Source organism: Acaryochloris marina S15 (assembly GCF_018336915.1).
Classification (GTDB): domain Bacteria; phylum Cyanobacteriota; class Cyanobacteriia; order Thermosynechococcales; family Thermosynechococcaceae; genus Acaryochloris; species Acaryochloris marina_A.
In genome coordinates, this window is sequence record NZ_CP064923.1 from 3,717,593 (window position 1) to 3,737,157 (window position 19,565).

Here is a 19,565-nt window from a genome sequence, read left to right on the forward strand (position 1 = left end):
CCAAGTGGAAGAATACACGAGACCAAACTAAACGTTAGTGAAAGCTAACGCAACGATACCAGAAATATTCAGTTGTGTAACCATTTGTCTGCACACAGGCTAGCATTGATCCAATTTCCTGAACCCCTGTCAGGGATAAGCCTTACCTTAATTTAATATTTGAAAATTTTCTTCATTGTTCTTACAGCAATTCTCATTTTGGCAGACTAACACTCTGAGCCTTATCCGTTGGTACTTTTCCCACTTCCAGTCTTTGCTCTGAATTGTTCTTGACAGTGGTAATAGTGCTTAGACAACTCATTGATATGGAGTTGATGAGTATTTTGAAAACATGTGCTTGATCTCAGAACTCTAAAAGCCTTGCTGGGAAAGCTTTTTTAGTGGATATTCTTAAAATGAGAATTGTTGTCGTTCTTAAGCCTTTTTAGAATGTCTCTTCACTGTTTGAGTCATGGAGTACACCCCCCATCAGCTCCAGGATTGGTCCCTTGGGCAGAGGGTTAGAACTGTAGAATTAGGCATTTTTGGTAAAATCAACTATAATTCAAATTATATTCTATTAACCTTCGCCAAAAAATAGACGCTGACTAGTGTTTACAACTGCCCTCCGCTCAAATGATGTTTTGTTGACGCCCCATGATTTAGTGGGTGCGATCAATGACCTGAAGAAAGACCTGAATGCCATTGTCTTGGCCCACTACTACCAGGAACCTGAGATCCAAGATGTCGCTGATTACCTCGGTGACTCTTTAGGACTCTCCCGCCAAGCTGCCGGAACCAATGCTGAAGTCATTGTGTTTGCTGGGGTCCACTTCATGGCAGAAACAGCCAAGATTCTCAATCCAGATAAATTGGTATTACTACCCGACTTGGATGCTGGATGCTCATTGGCAGATAGTTGTCCTCCGGACCAATTTGCAGCCTTCAAAGCTGCTCATCCCGATCATTTGGTGATTTCTTACATCAACTGTACGGCTGAAATCAAGGCCATGAGCGATATTATTTGTACTAGCTCCAACGCGGTCCACATCGTCAATCAAATTCCAGCCGATCAGCCGATTATTTTTGCCCCTGATCAAAATCTGGGTCGCTATGTAATGGCGGAAACAGGGCGGGATTTAGTGCTCTGGGAAGGCAGCTGTATCGTTCATGAAACCTTTTCTGAACGGCGGTTAATCGAACTCAAAACCAAGCATCCCCAGGCTGAGGTCATTGCTCACCCGGAGTGCGAAGCTACTATTTTGAGACATGCTAGCTTTATCGGCTCAACAACGGCACTCCTGAAATATACCCAGACTAGCCCTCTAGACACCTTTATTGTGGCGACTGAATCGGGCATCCTGCATCAGATGGAGAAGCAGGCCCCTGGCAAAAATTTTATTCCCGCGCCACCTACGGGGAATTGTGCCTGTAATGAATGTCCCTATATGCGGCTGAACACCTTGGAGAAGCTGTACGTATCCATGCGCGATCGCAAGCCGGAAATCACAATGCCGGAAGATATCCGCCAAGCGGCCCTCCATCCCATTCAGCGCATGCTAGACATGAGTGCCTGATGGCTCGCCACGACAAATTAAGTGGAATCACGCTGTTTGGGGCAGAATAACCACGGTATTCTGCTAGTACAGTTTGGGAGAAAATCCTGATGATTCCGGCAAATAACAGTAAGGAAGAGGAAGCCCTCGCTCGATTTCTCAACAAGTTCCCCTTTGAGGTAGCCGAATCCTTTGATGCCAAGCAGCGTCAGGCCATGATGACGGCTTTAACCAGTTCCTCTCCGCCTAGTAGAAAAGTCGATGTCCGTAAATCCTTCTCTCTGCTGGGAAGCAAATATTACTTTGTCGTATTGCTCGGGAAAGATCGGAGAACCCATAAGCGAGTTAGGATTGCCCAAATAGAAGCTCACGATCAGGGGATTCGACGCTACCTTTCCATGGGCTTGGCAGGAAGTCTGCTGTCTGTTGTGGTACTGAGTACGGTTTATGTGGCGGCATCAGCCGTGGGTGTTAACTTTTTCCCACAGAGCCACGCTGACAATGTTCTGTTTGCCCCTAAAGCGGAAGCAACCGAACCGTAGGTCAATTTTCTGTTTACAAGGAATAGCTATGCGGATGGCGAGAATCGAACTCGCAAGGCATAAGCCACACGCCCCTCAAGCGTGCGTGTCTACCAATTCCACCACATCCGCAAACGGGAAGCGCTTCGACACTAGTCAGGATGACTAATGCACAAAAGCTCATCTAGTATACCAACATATCCCTGGATGTCATCTGGGGACCGAAAATTTTTGCCTATCTGTTGACAGACACTGGTTTGAGAGGTCTCTGCTGGAGACTGAACAGGGGCAATTCTAGAAGAGGTGCGTGAGAATGTCTCAGTTTTCCCATCAGCACTATGAGGTTGGTGTACCCGCGACCTCACGCCAAGTTCAAGCCCTGGGCCAAGTTGTGACCCAATGCTTCAATGTGTCTCCTGAGCATTGGCAGACCTATGCGCGTCAGCTTGGGCAAGATAATTTAAGGGTGATTTGCCACGGCCCTAAGGTCTTGGGTGGCCTTGGTATTTATCCCATGGGGCAGTGGTTTGGGGGGCAGCGAATTCCCATGCATGGCATTGCTGGGGTAGGAGTAGCTCCAGAATATCGAGGGGCAGGGGTAGCCCAGTTCCTTATGACAGAAACGGTGAAAACTTTGCATCAGCAGGGCGTTCCGTTAGCCACCCTGTATGCTTCCACTTCACAACTCTACCGAAGCGTGGGGTTTGAACAAGCGGGCACCTACTGTCGCTATCAGCTCCCCACTCAGTCCTTGACGATTAAAGATCGCAGTTTACCTATAACGGCGATTGACCTCAGCGATTTAGCTGTCCTAGCCGAGCTGTATCAGCAGCGGGCCCAACAAACCAACGGCAACCTGGATCGACATCCAGCCATTTGGGAGCAGATGCTGGAGGATGATACCCCTATCTATGCCTACCTAATTGGGGAAGAGGCGCACCCGGAGGGATATGTTATCTTTGCCCATCAGGTTGATTCTGGGTGTTACAACATCAATATTTACGACTGGGTGTGGTTAACCCCCGCCGCAGGGCAACGACTGTGGACCTTTTTCGCCGATCATCGATCCTTGGCCCAGGACATCTTCTGGTATGGGGCTCCAGTTGACCCATTTCAACTGATGCTGGCGGAACAAACCTATCAGGTGCAAAAAACGGAGCGCTGGTTGTTGCGGATTGTCGATTTACCGAAGGCGTTAACTTTGCGGGGCTACCCACCGGCCCTTGAAGCAGAGCTGCATTTACAGGTAGAAGATCCGCTCGTGCCTGCCAACTCGGGTCAGTTTGTATTGCAAGTGTCGCAAGGGCAGGGACAAGTGAGAACGGGGGGGCGGGGCGACTTGAAGTTGAATATTCGAGGTCTTGCTCCTCTATATTCCAGCATGTTGACAGCGCAGGAGTTGAAACTGCTGGGAGCTGTAGATGGATCGAGGGAGGTCCTGGCTTTGGCGACTATGCTCTTTAGTGGTCCTCAACCTTGGCTGAGCGATCACTTTTAGCTGAGGTGCTGCCAAATTAGCTTATGGCAACTTTAATGAGCGTGATCGCCGCGACGACCCAAAGGTAAGGGGCAAACCATTTAAACTGTCCCTTTTTTAAGACAGAAAACAACCAAAGCAACGCAATGTAGCCCGTAATAAAAGAGGCAATAATCATGCCAAGGAGGGGAGCGAGTTGCAGCCCTTCTTCTCGCACTTCATCGATACCCAAAATAGCGACACCGAAGGACACTACCAAATACATGAGAAAAGAGAATCGGGGTGCCAAATCGGATGTAGCACCTCGCCAGAGCATAGTGGAAATGGTACTACCCGACCGAGAAATTCCTGGAATGACGGCACAGCCTTGAGCAATGCCGCCAATGGTGGCATCTAGCCAACCTAGAGACATGGCATTCCCCTTGAGGCCAGACTTGGGGGTGAACCACAGCACGATTCCCGTGACAATAAGCGCAAAGGAAACATACAGCGGCTGATTGAGTTCTTCAAAAATCGGTTTCAATCCCAAACCAATCATGGCCGTGGGAATGGAGCCTAAAACAACGAGTAACGCCATCCGCCACCCTTCTTGCTGGCGAGCTGCAGACGAAGTGAGGCCTGCAAAAAAGCCAGATAGAGCTTGCCAGACATCCTTACGAAGGACAACTAGAACAGCAAAAAAGGTACCCGTGTTCGTGGCTATATCCACATAGAGCGGCAGCTTTTCCCACCAACCTAAGTAATAGCTGGCGAGCACTAAATGCCCAGAACTGGAGACGGGCAGAAACTCAGTGAGTCCTTGCACAATCCCCAAAATAATTGCTTGCAGTAAGGTCATAGCCGTTTAAAGGGAATGAAGAGAAATCGCGTTGTTTTAATATCCTTGGCGAATTTACCATTAATAACCTAGCTATGGGGTACTTATGGATGGTGAATAACGACAATTTAGATGTAATCATCATCGGCAGTGGCATTGGTGGATTAAGCTGTGGGGCACTGTTAGCCCAGTATGGCCTCAAGGTTTTGGTATGTGAAAGTCATACTTTGCCAGGGGGAGCGGCTCATGGATTCCAACGCCAGGGCTATACCTTTGACTCGGGGCCTTCTCTATTTTCGGGATTATCCTTTAGTCCATCTCCTAACCCCTTACGCCAGGTCTTGGATGCCATTGATGAGGATCTGGAATGGGCCACCTACGATACTTGGGGATGTTGTTTACCGGAGGGGAATTTCTTTACCTCTGTCGGGGCCGATCAATTTTGTGATGTCGTGCAGGAGTTGAGAGGAGACTCAGCGGTTGCCGAATGGCGGACCTTGCAGCAACGAATGGAGCCATTGAAAGAGGCTGCGATCGCACTTCCTGCTGCAGCAATACGGTTTGACTTAGGTGTATTACAAACCGTTGGTCGGTTTATCCCCAAGCTGCTCAAACAAATCCCCTACCTCAGCCAACTCACAGGTCCCTTTAGCCAGGTGATTGAGGGACAAGTCACGGACCCATTTCTGCTTAACTGGCTAGATTTAATGAGTTTTTTATTGGCAGGGTTACCCGCAGATGGGATTATTGCGGCGGAAATGGCTTTTATGTTTGGGGAATGGTATCGCCCGGATGTGGTGTTGGATTATCCCATCGGTGGCAGTGGTGCGATCGCAGATGCACTACTCCGAGGCTTGACAAAACAGGGCGGCCAAATTCGACTCGGTGCCCACGTTGAGGAGATTCTGATTGAGAACCAGCGAGCCGTTGGGGTGCGATTGCGGACAGGTGAGGAATTGCGATGCCGTCAGGCGGTGATTTCTAATGCGTCTTTTTGGGATACAGCCTCTTTACTGCCCGCTTCCCATACTCGCTATCGCCAAAAACAAACCTTGCCAGACTGCCCCAGCTTTATGCACTTGCACTTGGGTATTGACGGGCTGGACCTTCCCTCAGATTTAGCGTGTCACTACATTGTGGTTAACGATTGGCAGCAAGGGGTGACTGCGCCCCAGAACGTGGTGTTGGTGTCTATCCCATCCCTTCTGGATCCCTCTCTGACCCCAGAAAACAAACAGGTGATTCATGTCTATACCCCCGGTAATGAACCCTATGACCTCTGGCAAGGTTTGGACCATAATAGTGCTGCCTATGCCCAGCTTAAGCAGCAGCGAGCCGAGGTGATGTGGCAGGCTCTGGAGCGGATTATTCCCGATATTCGAGCCCGTTGCGAGGTGTCCTTAGTCGGTACGCCTTTAACCCATGAGCGCTTTTTACGCCGCCATCGGGGTACTTATGGCCCAGGGATTCGGGCAGGTCAAGGCCTTTTCCCCGGCCCCAAAACAAAAATTCCGGGTCTGCTTTGCTGTGGTGACTCCACTTTTCCGGGTATTGGTATGCCTGCGGTTGCGGCCAGTGGATTCTTAGGGGCCCATGCGCTAGTCCCTGCCCAGCAACAGCTGGAAATGCTTCGACATATTGGCTGCATAAATTAAAGGCTAGAGTTTCAGGGGGGACTGGAGAGGATTAACCACAATTCTCAACAAAGGGAAGAGGCGTTGGTCAGTATGGTAATGCCCTTTTAAGGCAGTGGCTATGTGTCTATGAAAGAGAATTTGGCGTTATCCTTAGGGGTAGGGTAATCAATTCATGTAGTGGCTTGCTGCTACATTGTTCAGTCGATTGGTCTAAATCCTCAGCAAACCTGTCTTCAAAAACGCATGAACATTCTCTCTAATCTATTGGCTCAGCCTGCCCAACCCTCTATATCGAAGCAACGTGGTCGAGGGATTGAAATCAAGTCCAAGCGTGAGATTGAGATCATGCGACAGTCGTCTCGGATTGTAGCCACTGTCCTGAAAGAGATTTCTGAACTGGTCGAACCGGGCATGACCACTGCCGATTTAGATGCCCATGCTGAAAAGCGAATTCGTGAGATGGGGGCTACCCCTAGTTTCAAGGGATATCACGGTTTTCCAGCCTCTATTTGTGCCAGCATTAATCACGAAGTGGTACATGGTATTCCCAACTCCAAAAAAGTCATTCAGTCGGGTGATGTTTTAAAAGTGGATACAGGCGCATTTTTTGAAGGCTTCCACGGTGATTCCTGCATTACGATTGCGGTGGAAGAAGTAACCGATGATGCCGCCAAGCTGATTCGAGTGGCTGAAGAATCTCTCTTCAAAGGGATTGAGCAGGTTAAAGAAGGTAATTATCTAATGGATATTGCCGGGGCTATTCAAGACCATGTGGAAGGAAATGGTTTTGTAGTCGTCGAAGATTTCACGGGACATGGGGTAGGTCGCAATCTCCATGAAGAACCCTCAGTGTTTAACTACCGCACTCCTCAGATGCGTAATGTCAAACTCCGTTCGGGAATGACATTAGCGATTGAACCGATTCTCAATGCCGGAACTAAGGTGACCAAGATTCTTCGCGACCGCTGGACGGCGGTTACGGTTGATAACGCTCTGTCAGCCCAATTTGAGCACACAATCCTGGTGACCAAGACAGGCTATGAGATTCTGACAGACCGTAATCTAGTATAGGAATAACTGCCCCTAAACTTGCAGCAGATCATAGGCCTTTATCTTCACTGCTTGATGCAGTGAAGTAATGTTCTCCTGATAAAAAAGTTGTTGTGCAGCTTTATTAAACGAGAAATGCTTCAAGCATTAGCAGCGATAGGGATCTTAATTCTGGCTTCTGGTTGTCAGTCAACAGACAGAATTGATAAAACAATCGATAGCTCAGTTTGCGAGTCAGGTAAGGACGGATGGGTTAATCCAACTGCAGTGACTCCTGATGCCGTGTCCCCGTGCAATAGAGGATCCACGGGGACATGTCCTAGTTCAGACTATCAGTACCTGAAAGGGACAGGATGGTGCGCCCCAAAGTAGTCGCACAGCGAATTGAGATAACGGATGGGCTTGAGATTCGAGTTTATTGCTTGAGAAGTCTGGTGTTAGTATCGTTCAGCCTCCCGCCAGCCGCAAATGCCTAGCTCGGTAGCCTGTGGATTCCAATCGCTACAATCGCATCATGATTAAGCGAAGAGAATTCTGTCGATATGCAATAGGCTCAGCCGGTTTAGCTGGAATTGCCGGCAGTCATCTAACCTTTGCCAAACCCTCCAAATGGGTTCCATCCAAATCACGCCATAAATGGGCTGTTTTGTACTGGATGCCCTACGATAACGACCTTTCGCATTTTGGTGAACCTATCATTGAAATGCTGACTTGTGGCACTCAAAATTCTGAAGTAGCCGTAACGGTTCAATCTGACTATTGGGGAAAATCCCGAATGCGCCGTCGTCAGATTGTGAAGGGTGCTGTCACTGAGATCGAGGTCTTAGGAGAAGACAGTAGCGATAACGCCGCTTTTGTAGCGTATTTGAATTGGGCCAATCACACCTTTGAAGCTGACTATTGGGCCGTTATGGTGGTGGGTCATGGTGGCAAGATTAATGAACTGAGTCCAGATGATCACACCCAAAATCATCAGACACGCACCTGGATGAAGGTTGACCAATTTACCCGGGCTGTCAGTCAATTCAACCAGTCGGTTCATGGCCAGGTTGAGCTACTGTATTTCCAAAATTGCAACAAAGCGACCCTTGAAGTGATTTACGAAGCCAGGGACTGTGCGCGATACACCCTTGCCTCGCAACTTACCCTTGGTGCTCCTAATTACTACTATGAGGATTGGCTGAAACAGCTTGACTCTTTGGCAAATGGACGCGAAGCCGCCGCCATCATCATGGATGCTGAAAGGGCTGATATGTATCACACCCTGACTTTAGTGGATAACCAAGCCGTCGGGGGAATTCCAGAAAAACTCTCCCAATTGCTCCAATCCATTCTGAAGAGTCATTTACCTACACTCAGTCAATTAAATATTTCCACTTTTCAATACTTCGATGAGCTACATTGTGATGCGCTCAGTCTACTCAAGCGTCTCTCGGCATTCAGTGAACAAGGTGAGGATGAACTCATTGAATTTACTGATTTTCTCAAAACCTCGGTGATCGTGTCCCATAAGACTGGAGGAAAACTTTTCGGTCCCCCTCTACCTAATGCTGAGACTGAAGCGTTGTGTGGCTTAGGTTTATATTTTCCTGAAACTCAACAAGATGTTACTCGTTATTCTTCTTTAGCCTTGTATCAGGGAGTGGACATAGTGGAGCTATATGCACGTTTAGTGGAGGGGCAGTCATATTCCCCTGACCTAGGTTTATAAGCTCAACAGGAAGGAACGCAGGGTCGTGCCTCAAGTAATTGTGGGTTGAGTATACTAGAGGCTCAGCTCAGCTTCTAACCTACCCATGCAATGCCCACTATGCGGTCATTCCAAAGCACACAAGCATGGCAAGATGCCCAACATGCTTCAACGATACCGTTGTCCTGAGTGCCAGCAGACCTTTACTGAACGCTTTGATACCCTTTACTATCGTCGTCAGGTGAGTCCAGAGCAGGTCCGACAAGTCCTCCAAGCCCATGCAGAAGGGAGTAGTCTTCGAGGTATCACTCGGACCAGTGGCCTGGCTTACAACACTGTAGTCTCTCTAGTAAGAGCTGCTAGCCAACGATCTCAGCAACTCCATAATGGTCAAGTGCAAGCCGTTGAAACGGAGGATGTCAGTGCAGATGAAATGTGGTCCTTTGTGAAAAAAAGCAAAAACACTGTCTTCCCCATGAGCTAGAGATGGGTGATTGTTGGATGGCGATTACCTTGGCAAATACAAGCGGCGTGATCCTCTCGTGTCGTGTGGGCAAGCACACCGATTCATTATTGAATGAACTGGTGACTAGCACTGAAGGTAAGACCGATTGCAAGGACTGGAATAGCGACGATTGGGGGGGGTACGAAAGAGTGTTGCCTTGGGAGATTGACCATTACATTGGCAAGGACAGAACTCAACGACTCGAACGCACCAATGGCATTATTCGACAGCACAGTGGTCGATGGCATCGACGCCAGAACAAATTTGGCAAAGTGTGGGCGCAAACCAAAGTCACTGCTCGATTAGTGGTCAGCTATTTCAATTGGATTTGGACACACAGTCGGCTTAAAACAACGGCGGCACAACGTGCTGATCTAGCCTCGCGAGCTTGGCATTGGGATGACATACTCACCTACCCCACAATTGTTTGATGCACGACCGAACGCAGCAAAGGGAGAAATATGATCCGTTGAGATATTTTGAGCTTTCAAAGGAAATAGCACTCTGTGCTGAAGCTTCCATGACATTTTATCTGGCTATTGCTACCCCCAGCGCCGATCGCTGATGCCCATGGGTGGCTTGAGTTAAAAATACGCTTAACGAAAAAAAAGAGCAAGGTAGAATCTCTTTGATTCAATTATATTTGCAGAAAAAATAAATATTGCTCTTCAAATTTCCATGAGCTAGATTAAGAACAGATATTTGGGAACTATTGGTTTACTGTCTCTAACGCATCTTCTGCTGTTTTAATTTCTCCCATGAAAACTGAATTTATTAAAATTGCCTGTGTAGTAATTTCTGTCGGCACAATAGCCTTATTTGATATAGCTCAAGCAGCAGAGAAAAATATTCCAGAAACACCTTTACCAGGCTTGGATCAACCGCGAAATTATTTGCCGAGTGCCCATGGAACTCGCCGGTTAGAACTCAGCATTAGTCGTCGCCAGGTGACATTATTGCAAGGCGATCAAGTCCTAAAATCCTATCCAGTCGCGGTAGGAAAAGCTGGCTGGCCTACGCCCGTGGGAGATTTTGCCGTGAAGACCAAAGTTCGCAATCCACCCTGGCAAAATCCTTTTCAGGGTAAAGGGTATGTGATTCCTGGCGGTGCCTCCGATAATCCCCTCGGCACCCGTTGGTTAGGATTTTGGACCAATGGCAAAAACTGGATTGGGTTTCATGGCACTCCCAACCGGGCGTCTGTTGGCTCAGCGGCGTCCCACGGTTGCGTCCGCATGTATGACGAACATATTCAGGAGTTATTTGAACTGGTTGCTGTGGGGACTCCCGTTAAGGTGACTCGTTAGACCATAGTTCTGTCACGTCATAGCCCAGCTCTGTTAGCATCTGCCGCAGTAGCGGCAGACTCAGGCCAATCACGTTGCTATGGCAGCCCCTAATCTGATCAACGAAGAGTCCACCTCGACCATCCAGGGCAAAACAGCCTGCACAGTGTAAAGGTTCACCGGTTTCTGCATAGGCTCGGATTTGAGCATCCGTGAGGGGGGCGAAATCTACTTCGGTAATTTGGCAACGAACGAGCTGACGATTCTGCTGCAGATCGATCAGGGTATGTCCTGTGAGGAGGAGGCCCGTTTGACCGCGCAAGGTTTTCCATTTTGCGATCGCATCCTCAGTACCCTGGGGCTTGCCATAAATTTCTCCCCCCAACTCCAATACAGAATCGCATCCCAACACTAATGCAGGAGACTGTTGCTGCTGAGCGACTACTTCAGCTTTGCCGGTAGCGAGGGTCGTTACCAAGGCTTCTGGATCCGTCGTGGTGATCTGAGACTCGTCAAAATGACTGGGAAGAACCATCGGATCGACACCCACTGTCTTCAGTAGTTGTCGACGAGCGGGTGAAGCAGACGCCAGAATGAAAGGGATAGTCATAGGGAGTGATACCAAGCTGGTATCAGTCTAGAGGAGCTTGCCCTGCTTTTGGACCCAACTTAGCGATCATTCATTGATCGCAGCGCTTATGTACCAAAGCGAAACCCCAGAAAGAACAGAGTGATTCCTGCATAAACCAGTAAAGCCGATTTCGCGTTCTCCGATAGTTGACGCGAAGATAAATCGATTGTCCCTAAAAACAAGCCCACCAGAAACTCACCGATACATCCCGTCAACCGAAAGCGATTTAAGGGAATATTGCCTTTTTCATCGACAATAAACCGCAAGTAGCCTGCCAACAGACTGATGGGCGTATTTAGCGGATCGGGGATGCCTTAGTTTTCGGAATGGTCACCTCTGGGAATAAGGAGTCAAACCGTTCATTGACCCAGGCAATTCTCAAGATCAGTAAATGGTTGAAACCATCCTCACTCCAGCGCATGCCAACTCCCTTAAAGCGCTGCTGAATCAACCACTTGCATGCACTTTCAACCATTCCTGACCCGAGAGGAATCTGTTGCTGTTCAAAGTGCCGATAACGGATGTGGTTATGATGGCGTTGGAAATAAGCCTGCACCTGGAGCAACGTTGAAAAAGACTTTCCCGTTAACAGTTGTGAGTGAATCAATATCGTCAAGGACCGTAATACAAGTAGGTGTTGCCCGTGTCGCAATTGGTGTCGCCAGTGCCGGAACCAGGCTTGGGCTTGAGCAGAGCGGGCATCTCCAAACATCGCTTTAGTTGCTCGTGCCAGATGGCCTGCTGAATGAAAAAAGTCGAGGACTGCCACAGCACAATGAGAGAACAAGGTGCGATAGACTCGCCAGAAGCCTCGTCCCCCATCACTGAGCCAGATGACTTTTGGAGCAGATTCAAAGTCTTGTTTGTGAGCTTCGAGTTGAAGTAAAGGGATGAACTGGTCGATATCGCCCAATACTGCCACCAGTCTTCGACGCAGTAATTGGGGGACCTCCTTTTTAGCTCGGGTAACCCGTGTTCCCAGGCGAGCTAAGATGGCGACTTTGACTTCTCGCCACTGGATTTTTCCCTTGGGTGAGTTCGGGGTGGGGCGAAAGGGGACCATCACACCATCGGCGGCAATGGCCAAAGGTAGAGCAGATAACATCTCTGAAATCGCTTCACAAGGGGCCTGAGTCCCTGATGATTGAGCGTTGAGTTGAGCTTCTAATTCCTGCTGAGCTTTGTTACCCACGGATTGCACCCAGTTCCACAAACTGGATGGACTCACGGATAGACCACTCCACTGACCCAGCATCCAACTGGCCAGTTCATAGGGCATGAACAGACTCAACAAGCAGCCCAGACGCACCAGTTCTTCGCTGCTGTGCTGATAGGGGGCAATCCCAATGGCTTGATCCAGGGGAGTCAACAGACTGCCTGGACATCCTTTGGGACAACGGCCCACCCGTCGCTTTCAAGAGATAGTGCCTACCAGTGTCTGCATCTGACGAGATTCCCATCCCTTCGAATGTAAGCGGGTTCCGCAGGTAGTACATACAGGCCATACAAATACTGCTTTCGCGCGCCTTGAGAGTTCATCCTCCAGAAGACAGCGAGCTAGAAACAAGCCCATTTGCAGAACGATATAAACCATCTGACTCAGGCTGGTTGATACTTTGAGTGCTTCAGTTTGTTCTAGAAATTCGTCATGGGCTAGCACGGTTAGCAATTGCGATGGTAGGGTCATGATAGTTTTTTGGTTCGGGTACAGGATCTATTGTCCTTGACCCGTTTTTCTTTGAGCCATGCATCCCCGATCCTTTGCTTACGCCCCAGACTGATGCAGCCCAAGATAAATAGGGGAATAAGTAGACTTTTCACGAATTCGCTCAAAACCTCCAACCTCTTTAGGATGGACCACTGTAATCTCCGTTTGAACCGAGTTTAAAATTGAATAAAAAGCAGTGCACATCACAGTATGGAATCGTTCGCTGTTGCCAAAATAAATATCAAATCAATTAATTATTGCCTTGAGTACCTATACGTATCATGGCTGACTATTATTTTTTCGATAGCAGATTGTCATAGGGTGTTCTACCAAGGTCTCGATATCATCTAAGCACTACCGAGACCTACTTTATTTAACGTTTAAGAAAAAACTCTGCTAGGGCATCATCAAATGCATTAGAGGCGAGTCCTGTCGTGTCATCAATGGAGTCATTAAATAAAAGCTCTAGATCTCCAGCAAATTCTTCGTTGGGTACTCCTAAGGTATACATAGAATTTTGAGTAGTGATATATATGTGCATATCCTTAGCAAAAAATCCATCAATCCTTGAAGTTTTAATTTCTTGCCCTTGAGGATATTTAGGATGATTATAAATGTGACCTACTAAAGCAATCCCTTTCTTGACACACACACAAGTCCAGTCTTCTAGTACAGAAGAACACAATGCTCGGCAATCTGATGCCGTCATGCTTGATGATAAATGATCTAGATAAAAATCAATCAATTCGTTAGAGGTCATGATGAATCCACACAAAAACAATCACAAAAGAGAAGAATAATACTCTTAAAAAGATTTTATTCTCTTAGATAATATTTTATTCATCTCGACATAATGTCGAACTGAGTAATAATTCTGAACTAGGTTATATTGTCTAGCAAAGTAATAGTTTACATTTGTGTATTTTTGTGTATTTCTTAAAAACTAAGTAATTATACTAATGTCATTAGAAAATCAAAAAAAGTGAGTTTATTTGGAGGAGTCTAATATATTGATATCTCCTTATAGCCCTTTGATAGTAATCATTTAAGGATTATTTTCGCCAAGCAAAAGATACATGGAAGGATATATGAGCGTATAAATATTTTGAGTATTTTTACTGATTTAAGTCTTTTTTTGTCTCTGTTAAAACTAGCTTTAGAGATATTTGTTGTACATTTATAGGTATCTTTAAAGTGAGTTAAACTTATTTGATATTCTGAATAATGTATAAGCTTATACATTATTCAGAATAATTCGCTCGGTAAAATAAGTATATTTAATGAGGTTTGCTAGCTCAATATGTGTCATCGTTGAGGTTATAGCTATTTCTTCGGAATAAGCCTAATGTATCTTCGAAGATGCATGAATTTATATGCAAATAGTTGAAAAGATTGTCTCGGTGTTTTCTAGATAACTGAAATGCCCTGGCATACTGGATATAGAAAATGTTGTATATCTTTTGATGTCAGTTCTATTAGTCCGACAAACAGTTTTACCTAATTACTCTCAATAAACAGTTCTTAGGAGAACAAAATGATACCGTAGATTCCTCAAACAACATCCAATTTGTACTCTGTGTACTCTAATCTTGGAGATTATCCAGGAACTACATGCCAAAACTCAACTGTATCTGTTTTGGATTGGCTTCTTTGAAGTCGTAAATCATCATTGCCAACCTATTATCAGTGATGTCAAACGTGACTTTCCCTGGCAAAAGTCCTGCAAATCTATATTCTCTACCCTCGGCTAACTGTCCAATATCTGGGGCAAGCTAGATCAGTGATAAGGAGCTATTGGTTTTACCTGGCTGTGCTTTCAGAAAATCGGGTGTTAAGTCTGGAACTAACAAAATATGACCATCAGCGATGAATCATGGATAGCTTCAATGATTACCAAGGAAAAGTGGATCAGCGACGGAGGTAATGTTGATCTCAGCTAGTGTAGATCTAATAAAAATCCAGGCTGTAGTTTTTATGCTGCATCATCGCCACATACTGAATTGAAGGGTGCCAAAGCTCAGTCTGATTTTCCTGACTCTCTACCTTTATGGAAAAGTAGGCGCGGTTTGATTTACCTTGGTTTGGACAATCATCCGACATTCAGCAGGTACTAACCATCAAGGGATAATTTTGAGGTTGTCTCTCAACGCAAGTCCATGTATTCACCTCAAGAGATAGACGTTCAGGATATTGACCATCTCGGTATTATTGCCGGTATCGTCGATGAGATCGGCATTGTCGAAATAGTGGATCGATTATTAGGTACTCACGAGCAAGAGAATGTTAGTTGTGGTCAAGTTGTCAAAGCCCTGATTCTAAATGGTATGGGCTTTTTGAGTGCTCCATTGTACTTATTTAGTGAGTTTTTCGAAAGCAAAGCAACCGAGCACTTACTCGGTCAAGGTGTACTGCCAGAGCACCTCAACGATACCCGTATCGGTCGAGTCCTCGACAAGCTCTATGCCTATGGTGTGACCCAGATATTTATCCATGTGGCAATGGCAGTCGTTCAGAAATTCGATGTAGCTCTAAGGTGTGCGCATCTAGATGCGACAAGCCTTAGTGTTGAGGGGCAATACTTAGATAAACCACAGGTTGAGGCGTCAGACGAATCCCCCTCTGCACCTGAGTCCCCCTCCCCTGCACTGGCTGAATCAGAGGAGCCGATACCCGTGAAAATCACCTACGGCTACTCACGGGACAATCGTCGTGATCTCAAGCAGTTTGTATTGAACCTACTGGTGAGTGGGGACGGGGGTATTCCTTTATTTTTACAAGTGGGCAACGGTAATGATGCGGACAAAAGTACGTTTGTGCCTATCATCCATGAATTTAAGCAACAGTGGAGTCAGCAACAGCCAGAGGTGATTGTTGCTGATAGTGCCCTCTACAGTGCCGACAATCTGCAAGCATTAGGAAGTACATCTTGGATTAGCCGAGTTCCAGCAAGTTCAACGGCAGCCCAAGACTTATTACAAGGGCTGCCGGGTTCACAGTTTCACCCCAGTGCTCTCAACGGCTATAGCTTTGTCGAAGTATGTAGTACCTATGGAGAGATTCAACAACGGTGGCTGGTGGTTGAAAGTAAAGCTCGCAGAGACTCTGGACTCAAACAAGTGCAAAAGCGGATTGATCAGGCGTTTAGCCAAAAAACTACTGCACTTAAAACCCTCTGCAAACAGACCTTCTTGTGCCCTGCAGATGCTTTAGCTGCAGCCCAAGATTTTGGCAAAATCCTCAGGTATCACACCCTTGACGATCTCAAAATCCACAAAAAACCTCATTATTCAAAGGCTGGACGACCGACAAAAGCAACGGTTGTGACTCACTACACCTATTCTATTGAGGCTACCTTAACCCTCAATGAGCCAGTCATCGAACGCTATCGGCGGCAAGCAGGTCGTTTCATCTTAGCCACCAATCTCTTGGAACAAGAGCAATGGAGCAATGATGATATTCTGCGCGAGTATAAGAACCAGCAGGCGTGTGAAGGAGGCTTTCGCTTTATCAAAGATCCACTCTTCTTTGCCTCTAGTGTTTTCCTGAAGACACCTCGGCGTATCGCTGCCTTAGCCATGATCATGGCCTTGTGTTTGATGGTCTACAGCTTAGGACAACGACAGTTAAGAAATGCACTAGAACAAGTACAAACAACTCTCCCTAATCAGAAGGGGAAACAAACTATGAAACCTACGTTACGTTGGATTCTCCAATGCTTTCAGGCCGTCCATTTAGTTTGGCTTGATGGTGCCAAGCATCTCATCAAGCTCAACAGCAGGCAGCAACTTATCTTGCCGTTCCTTGGGAAGGGCTGTAAAAAATATTATCTGCTCTGCTATAGATCTACAGATAAAGATCCGTGATTAGCTAGGCAGCTTGTGTACCCAAGGTTTTGCAATATTTGCCCATTAAGACAGTAATTTCATTGGGAGTCTGACTAAAGTACAGTAGCCCCTCATCGACCTGCTGAACTAAGTCATCAAATTGCTTGAAGAACCGTAGGTGTGTGCTGCGTTTTTTGAGTTTCTTCCACAAGAATTCAATTGGGTTGAAGTCAGGAGAATATGTGGGTAATTGGAAAGGAGTAAGGCGAGCGGATTGCTGGTCAAAGAACTGCTTAGTTGCTTTACTGGTGTGATATCTAGCCCCGTCCTGAATGAGAATAATATGCTTGTGAGTCTGCTGGAGTACTTGAGTTAGAAAAGCAGTATACCCTTCAGAATTGAAGCGTCCCGTCTGACCTTGATAGAAGAACTGACCAGAATGATAATCAATTAATCCAAACACCTTGTAAGCCTTCCGTTTACCACTGGTGGGCAATGTTGGCTGGTCTCCACGAAGACTCCAGGTGTAGCTTAACGACCCCCACTGCGCAAAACTGGCCTCATCCCCAAATAAAATTAGGGCATCTTTGGCTGCTGATAAACGCAAAATCTCAGGCCATTTGTGTGTCATCCATTCTTGTCGCTTGGCTTCATTGAGATGAGCTGCAACAAACCGTGCTCTTTGAAATGAAAAGCCTAAGTTCCTCAGTAGAGTACTCACATAATGGGGATGATAGGAAACATTGAAGCGTTTCGCAATCAGGTCTTGAACCATTAATGCACTCCAACAACCACACTCGTATCCAGCTTTGAGCGGACCTGCTTTAATCCATGACTTGAGCTGTTGTCGTTGCCGTGGAGTGAGTTTGCTGCGACGTCCTTGAGACGCTTTGTATCTAAAGCTAGCGATACCTCGTTTTAGAAATGCATGCAGATAATCCCTGATCGTTTGTTCGCCTAGTGCCAATGTTTCAGCTACCTGTGCCACTGAACCACCTTGACCAAGCTGCAATAAAGCACTAATACGTTTGACCAGACGTAAATTCTGACTCCCGTATGCCTGGCGCAGTTTAGCTTCAATCTTTTTGCGTGTTGATTGGGTAAAGCGCAGTTTGAATTGTGCGAGCATACTGGATGACCTCTGATAATCTTGAAATCCTTGCCAGAGCTAAGAGTATCAGGAGCTAGTTACTATATTTAATGAAGATGTAGTGTCGCTAAAACCACGGATGCTTTTCTGAAGATCTATAGCTAGCCTGCTGAATGTAGGATCATTAGACCTCTTGTGTAATTGATCACAAGATTATGAATGGAGTCTCAAATATATAGACAGAATTGGCCCAGTTTATGAGCCAATGGCATATCGTGAAATGAATATTGCAAGAGGTCTAGTAGTTCTTCGTCTAATGCATTTAAATTGATAGCCATGTTCTGGACATCGGTATCAAACTGAAGCTGGATACCGATGGGAGGCAGAATGCTACAAATCTAGGACTCCAAACCTTTTGAGACCTATTAACAGTTAGAGTATTGAGGCATGACCTATAGGCTACAAGGGCGTGAGATGTTTTAAAGATCCGTTCTAGTTACTTCATCCCAGACTATAAATGTAGCCTGGGATGAAGTAATTAGAACCCTATCTAAAGCAATATTGCAGCCGATATCACTGAGAGCCATTGCCTCAAGTTTTTGATGCTACCTCTAATCCAGAAAGTCATTCCAAGGCTCAAGAAGATGTCTCACAGCCTTAAATAATTAGCAGCTGTAACTCTAAGAGAGATTCGTTTAGCTATGAACGGGCTGAATTGAGCGTTCAGCAACTTTTTGAGTCGCTGCATATAGTTCACGGATTTGTTCTTCGGAAGAGTAAAGTCTTCGGTCTCGTAAGATGCTGAATGCCTTAGCATCCTCTTGGGCAATCTTCGAATCAAGAAAATATGCCATATCTTCTCTACCGGGTTTCCCCCATTCCAGAACTGCCCAGCGAATCAAGCCTTTAAAAATGTCATGATCCCAGGCAAAGGGCACATGACGGTGAAGATTCGCTTGTTGATGTAATAACTCTGAATAATGCTTGACGAGAGATGGATCATCAGAGCTCATCGTATTTTTGTAGTTCGCAAACATTTGAGCATCTTCTTGAGCGGTTTCTTCATTTACAAAATAAGCAACATCTCTTCTGGGGGGTAAGGCCTGTGGCCCTCCAAATTTTTCGCCAAGGCTAGAACACTCTACCACTAGCCAATGAATAGGTGGGTGCGCAACTTTGTGGTCCCACTCTAACGCGACGTATACCATAATTTCTTACCCTAACTGATTATTCATAGAGAACAATTTCAGGTTTAAACTATCAATATCTCAGAAAAAATACAACTGGAAAATATTTACTATAATCCTGCTTAAGTTATTGCCATTACTGAATAAAAGTAGCTAAAAATACAAAAACTTTGTTACAAAAAAGACAACGAAATATTTACTGTAAAATATTTAATATAAAACCATATATTTCTCTTTTGATAATTAAATATCTCTATCTCTAGCGACCCAATCTATTGATATTGAGCGAATAGTGAATGTATCGATTTACATCTTCTCAACAATGATCAGTGAGGTGGGAAAGAGCCCAAAACCTAAAAGCCATAAACTCTGTGTAAGCTGGGTTGAGCTTGCACAGTGGAGGACTATGGCCCAACTTATGACTAAAGAAATAGATTTCTGATTCTAAGGGACACTTGGAAGGAATTAATTGATAGATGAGACTCGCAGTTGAACGTTTTTCAATATTGACTGCAGCAAAGAATGAATGTTCTAGCTTCAAAAAAGATGATTTGAAACGGTAATCGATTGATTTGGAGTACTTGCAGCTGTTTATATAAAACATCAT

16 protein-coding genes, 1 tRNA gene and 1 pseudogene are annotated in these 19,565 nt (G+C 46.0%); 9 read left to right on the plus strand and 9 right to left on the minus strand.

The window, feature by feature from the left end; genetic code table 11:
• Positions 1 to 590: 590 nt before the first annotated feature.
• Complete coding sequence (gene nadA / locus I1H34_RS17175; protein ID WP_212662233.1) at positions 591 to 1,556, plus strand: quinolinate synthase NadA; 966 nt, start codon at positions 591 to 593, stop codon at positions 1,554 to 1,556.
• Positions 1,557 to 1,645: 89 nt separating this feature from the next.
• Positions 1,646 to 2,077, plus strand: a complete 432-nt coding sequence (locus tag I1H34_RS17180) for a hypothetical protein (RefSeq protein WP_212662234.1) — start codon at positions 1,646 to 1,648, stop codon at positions 2,075 to 2,077.
• A 29-nt stretch (positions 2,078 to 2,106) separates the two neighbouring features.
• On the opposite strand, the gene I1H34_RS17185 is transcribed toward I1H34_RS17180, so the two are convergent.
• A tRNA-Leu gene (locus tag I1H34_RS17185) sits at positions 2,107 to 2,188 on the minus strand.
• 181 nt (positions 2,189 to 2,369) lie between these two features.
• Here I1H34_RS17185 and I1H34_RS17190 point away from each other — a divergent pair.
• On the plus strand, positions 2,370 to 3,554 hold the full coding sequence (locus tag I1H34_RS17190; protein ID WP_212662235.1) for a GNAT family N-acetyltransferase: 1,185 nt from the start codon (positions 2,370 to 2,372) through the stop codon (positions 3,552 to 3,554).
• A 16-nt stretch (positions 3,555 to 3,570) separates the two neighbouring features.
• Here the strand turns inward: I1H34_RS17190 and I1H34_RS17195 are convergent, their stop codons facing one another.
• Positions 3,571 to 4,371: an undecaprenyl-diphosphate phosphatase gene (locus tag I1H34_RS17195; protein ID WP_212662236.1), complete on the minus strand. Its 801-nt coding sequence runs from the start codon at positions 4,369 to 4,371 to the stop codon at positions 3,571 to 3,573.
• Between the two features lie 89 nt (positions 4,372 to 4,460).
• Between I1H34_RS17195 and I1H34_RS17200 the strand changes: the two genes are divergently transcribed.
• The 5 genes from I1H34_RS17200 (at position 4,461) to I1H34_RS17220 (ending at position 10,539) form a co-directional block, all read left to right on the plus strand.
• Positions 4,461 to 6,005 (plus strand): phytoene desaturase family protein, encoded by a 1,545-nt coding sequence (locus I1H34_RS17200; protein WP_212666314.1) that lies wholly within the window; start codon positions 4,461 to 4,463, stop codon positions 6,003 to 6,005.
• Between the two features lie 225 nt (positions 6,006 to 6,230).
• Positions 6,231 to 7,058: a type I methionyl aminopeptidase gene (map, locus tag I1H34_RS17205; RefSeq protein ID WP_212662237.1), complete on the plus strand. Its 828-nt coding sequence runs from the start codon at positions 6,231 to 6,233 to the stop codon at positions 7,056 to 7,058.
• A gap of 466 nt (positions 7,059 to 7,524) precedes the next feature.
• Entirely contained in the window at positions 7,525 to 8,748 is a 1,224-nt protein-coding gene (locus I1H34_RS17210; RefSeq protein WP_249369334.1) for a clostripain-related cysteine peptidase, read from the plus strand.
• A gap of 85 nt (positions 8,749 to 8,833) precedes the next feature.
• Positions 8,834 to 9,663, plus strand: a protein-coding gene (locus I1H34_RS17215) for an IS1 family transposase (protein WP_212662238.1) whose coding sequence is annotated in 2 segments (ribosomal slippage) — positions 8,834 to 9,175 and positions 9,178 to 9,663 — 828 coding nt in all. Because the reading frame shifts where the segments join, the coding sequence is not laid out codon by codon here.
• A 327-nt stretch (positions 9,664 to 9,990) separates the two neighbouring features.
• Complete coding sequence (locus I1H34_RS17220; RefSeq protein WP_212662239.1) at positions 9,991 to 10,539, plus strand: L,D-transpeptidase; 549 nt, start codon at positions 9,991 to 9,993, stop codon at positions 10,537 to 10,539.
• Here the strand turns inward: I1H34_RS17220 and I1H34_RS17225 are convergent.
• The 4 genes and pseudogenes from I1H34_RS17225 to I1H34_RS17245 form a co-directional block, all read right to left on the minus strand.
• Positions 10,523 to 11,128, minus strand: a complete 606-nt coding sequence (locus I1H34_RS17225; RefSeq protein WP_212662240.1) for a nucleoside triphosphate pyrophosphatase — start codon at positions 11,126 to 11,128, stop codon at positions 10,523 to 10,525. The genes I1H34_RS17220 and I1H34_RS17225 overlap by 17 nt on opposite strands.
• A gap of 86 nt (positions 11,129 to 11,214) precedes the next feature.
• Complete coding sequence (locus I1H34_RS17230) at positions 11,215 to 11,427, minus strand: hypothetical protein (protein ID WP_249369336.1); 213 nt, start codon at positions 11,425 to 11,427, stop codon at positions 11,215 to 11,217.
• Between the two features lie 17 nt (positions 11,428 to 11,444).
• A pseudogene (locus I1H34_RS17235) lies at positions 11,445 to 12,836 on the minus strand (ISKra4 family transposase).
• 394 nt (positions 12,837 to 13,230) lie between these two features.
• Positions 13,231 to 13,617, minus strand: coding sequence for a hypothetical protein (locus tag I1H34_RS17245; RefSeq protein WP_212662241.1), 387 nt, complete (start codon positions 13,615 to 13,617; stop codon positions 13,231 to 13,233).
• A gap of 1,396 nt (positions 13,618 to 15,013) precedes the next feature.
• Here I1H34_RS17245 and I1H34_RS17250 point away from each other — a divergent pair.
• Positions 15,014 to 16,720 (plus strand): IS1634 family transposase, encoded by a 1,707-nt coding sequence (locus I1H34_RS17250; RefSeq protein WP_212662242.1) that lies wholly within the window; start codon positions 15,014 to 15,016, stop codon positions 16,718 to 16,720.
• 4 nt (positions 16,721 to 16,724) lie between these two features.
• Here the strand turns inward: I1H34_RS17250 and I1H34_RS17255 are convergent, their stop codons facing one another.
• From I1H34_RS17255 to I1H34_RS17265, 3 genes are all read right to left on the minus strand, one after another.
• A complete protein-coding gene (locus I1H34_RS17255) occupies positions 16,725 to 17,810 on the minus strand; it encodes an IS630 family transposase (protein ID WP_212662243.1) in 1,086 nt (361 codons plus the stop codon).
• A 656-nt stretch (positions 17,811 to 18,466) separates the two neighbouring features.
• Positions 18,467 to 18,979, minus strand: a complete 513-nt coding sequence (locus tag I1H34_RS17260) for a hypothetical protein (RefSeq protein ID WP_212662244.1) — start codon at positions 18,977 to 18,979, stop codon at positions 18,467 to 18,469.
• Positions 18,980 to 19,274: 295 nt separating this feature from the next.
• On the minus strand, positions 19,275 to 19,565 hold the full coding sequence (locus I1H34_RS17265; RefSeq protein ID WP_315874841.1) for a Mo-dependent nitrogenase C-terminal domain-containing protein: 291 nt from the start codon (positions 19,563 to 19,565) through the stop codon (positions 19,275 to 19,277).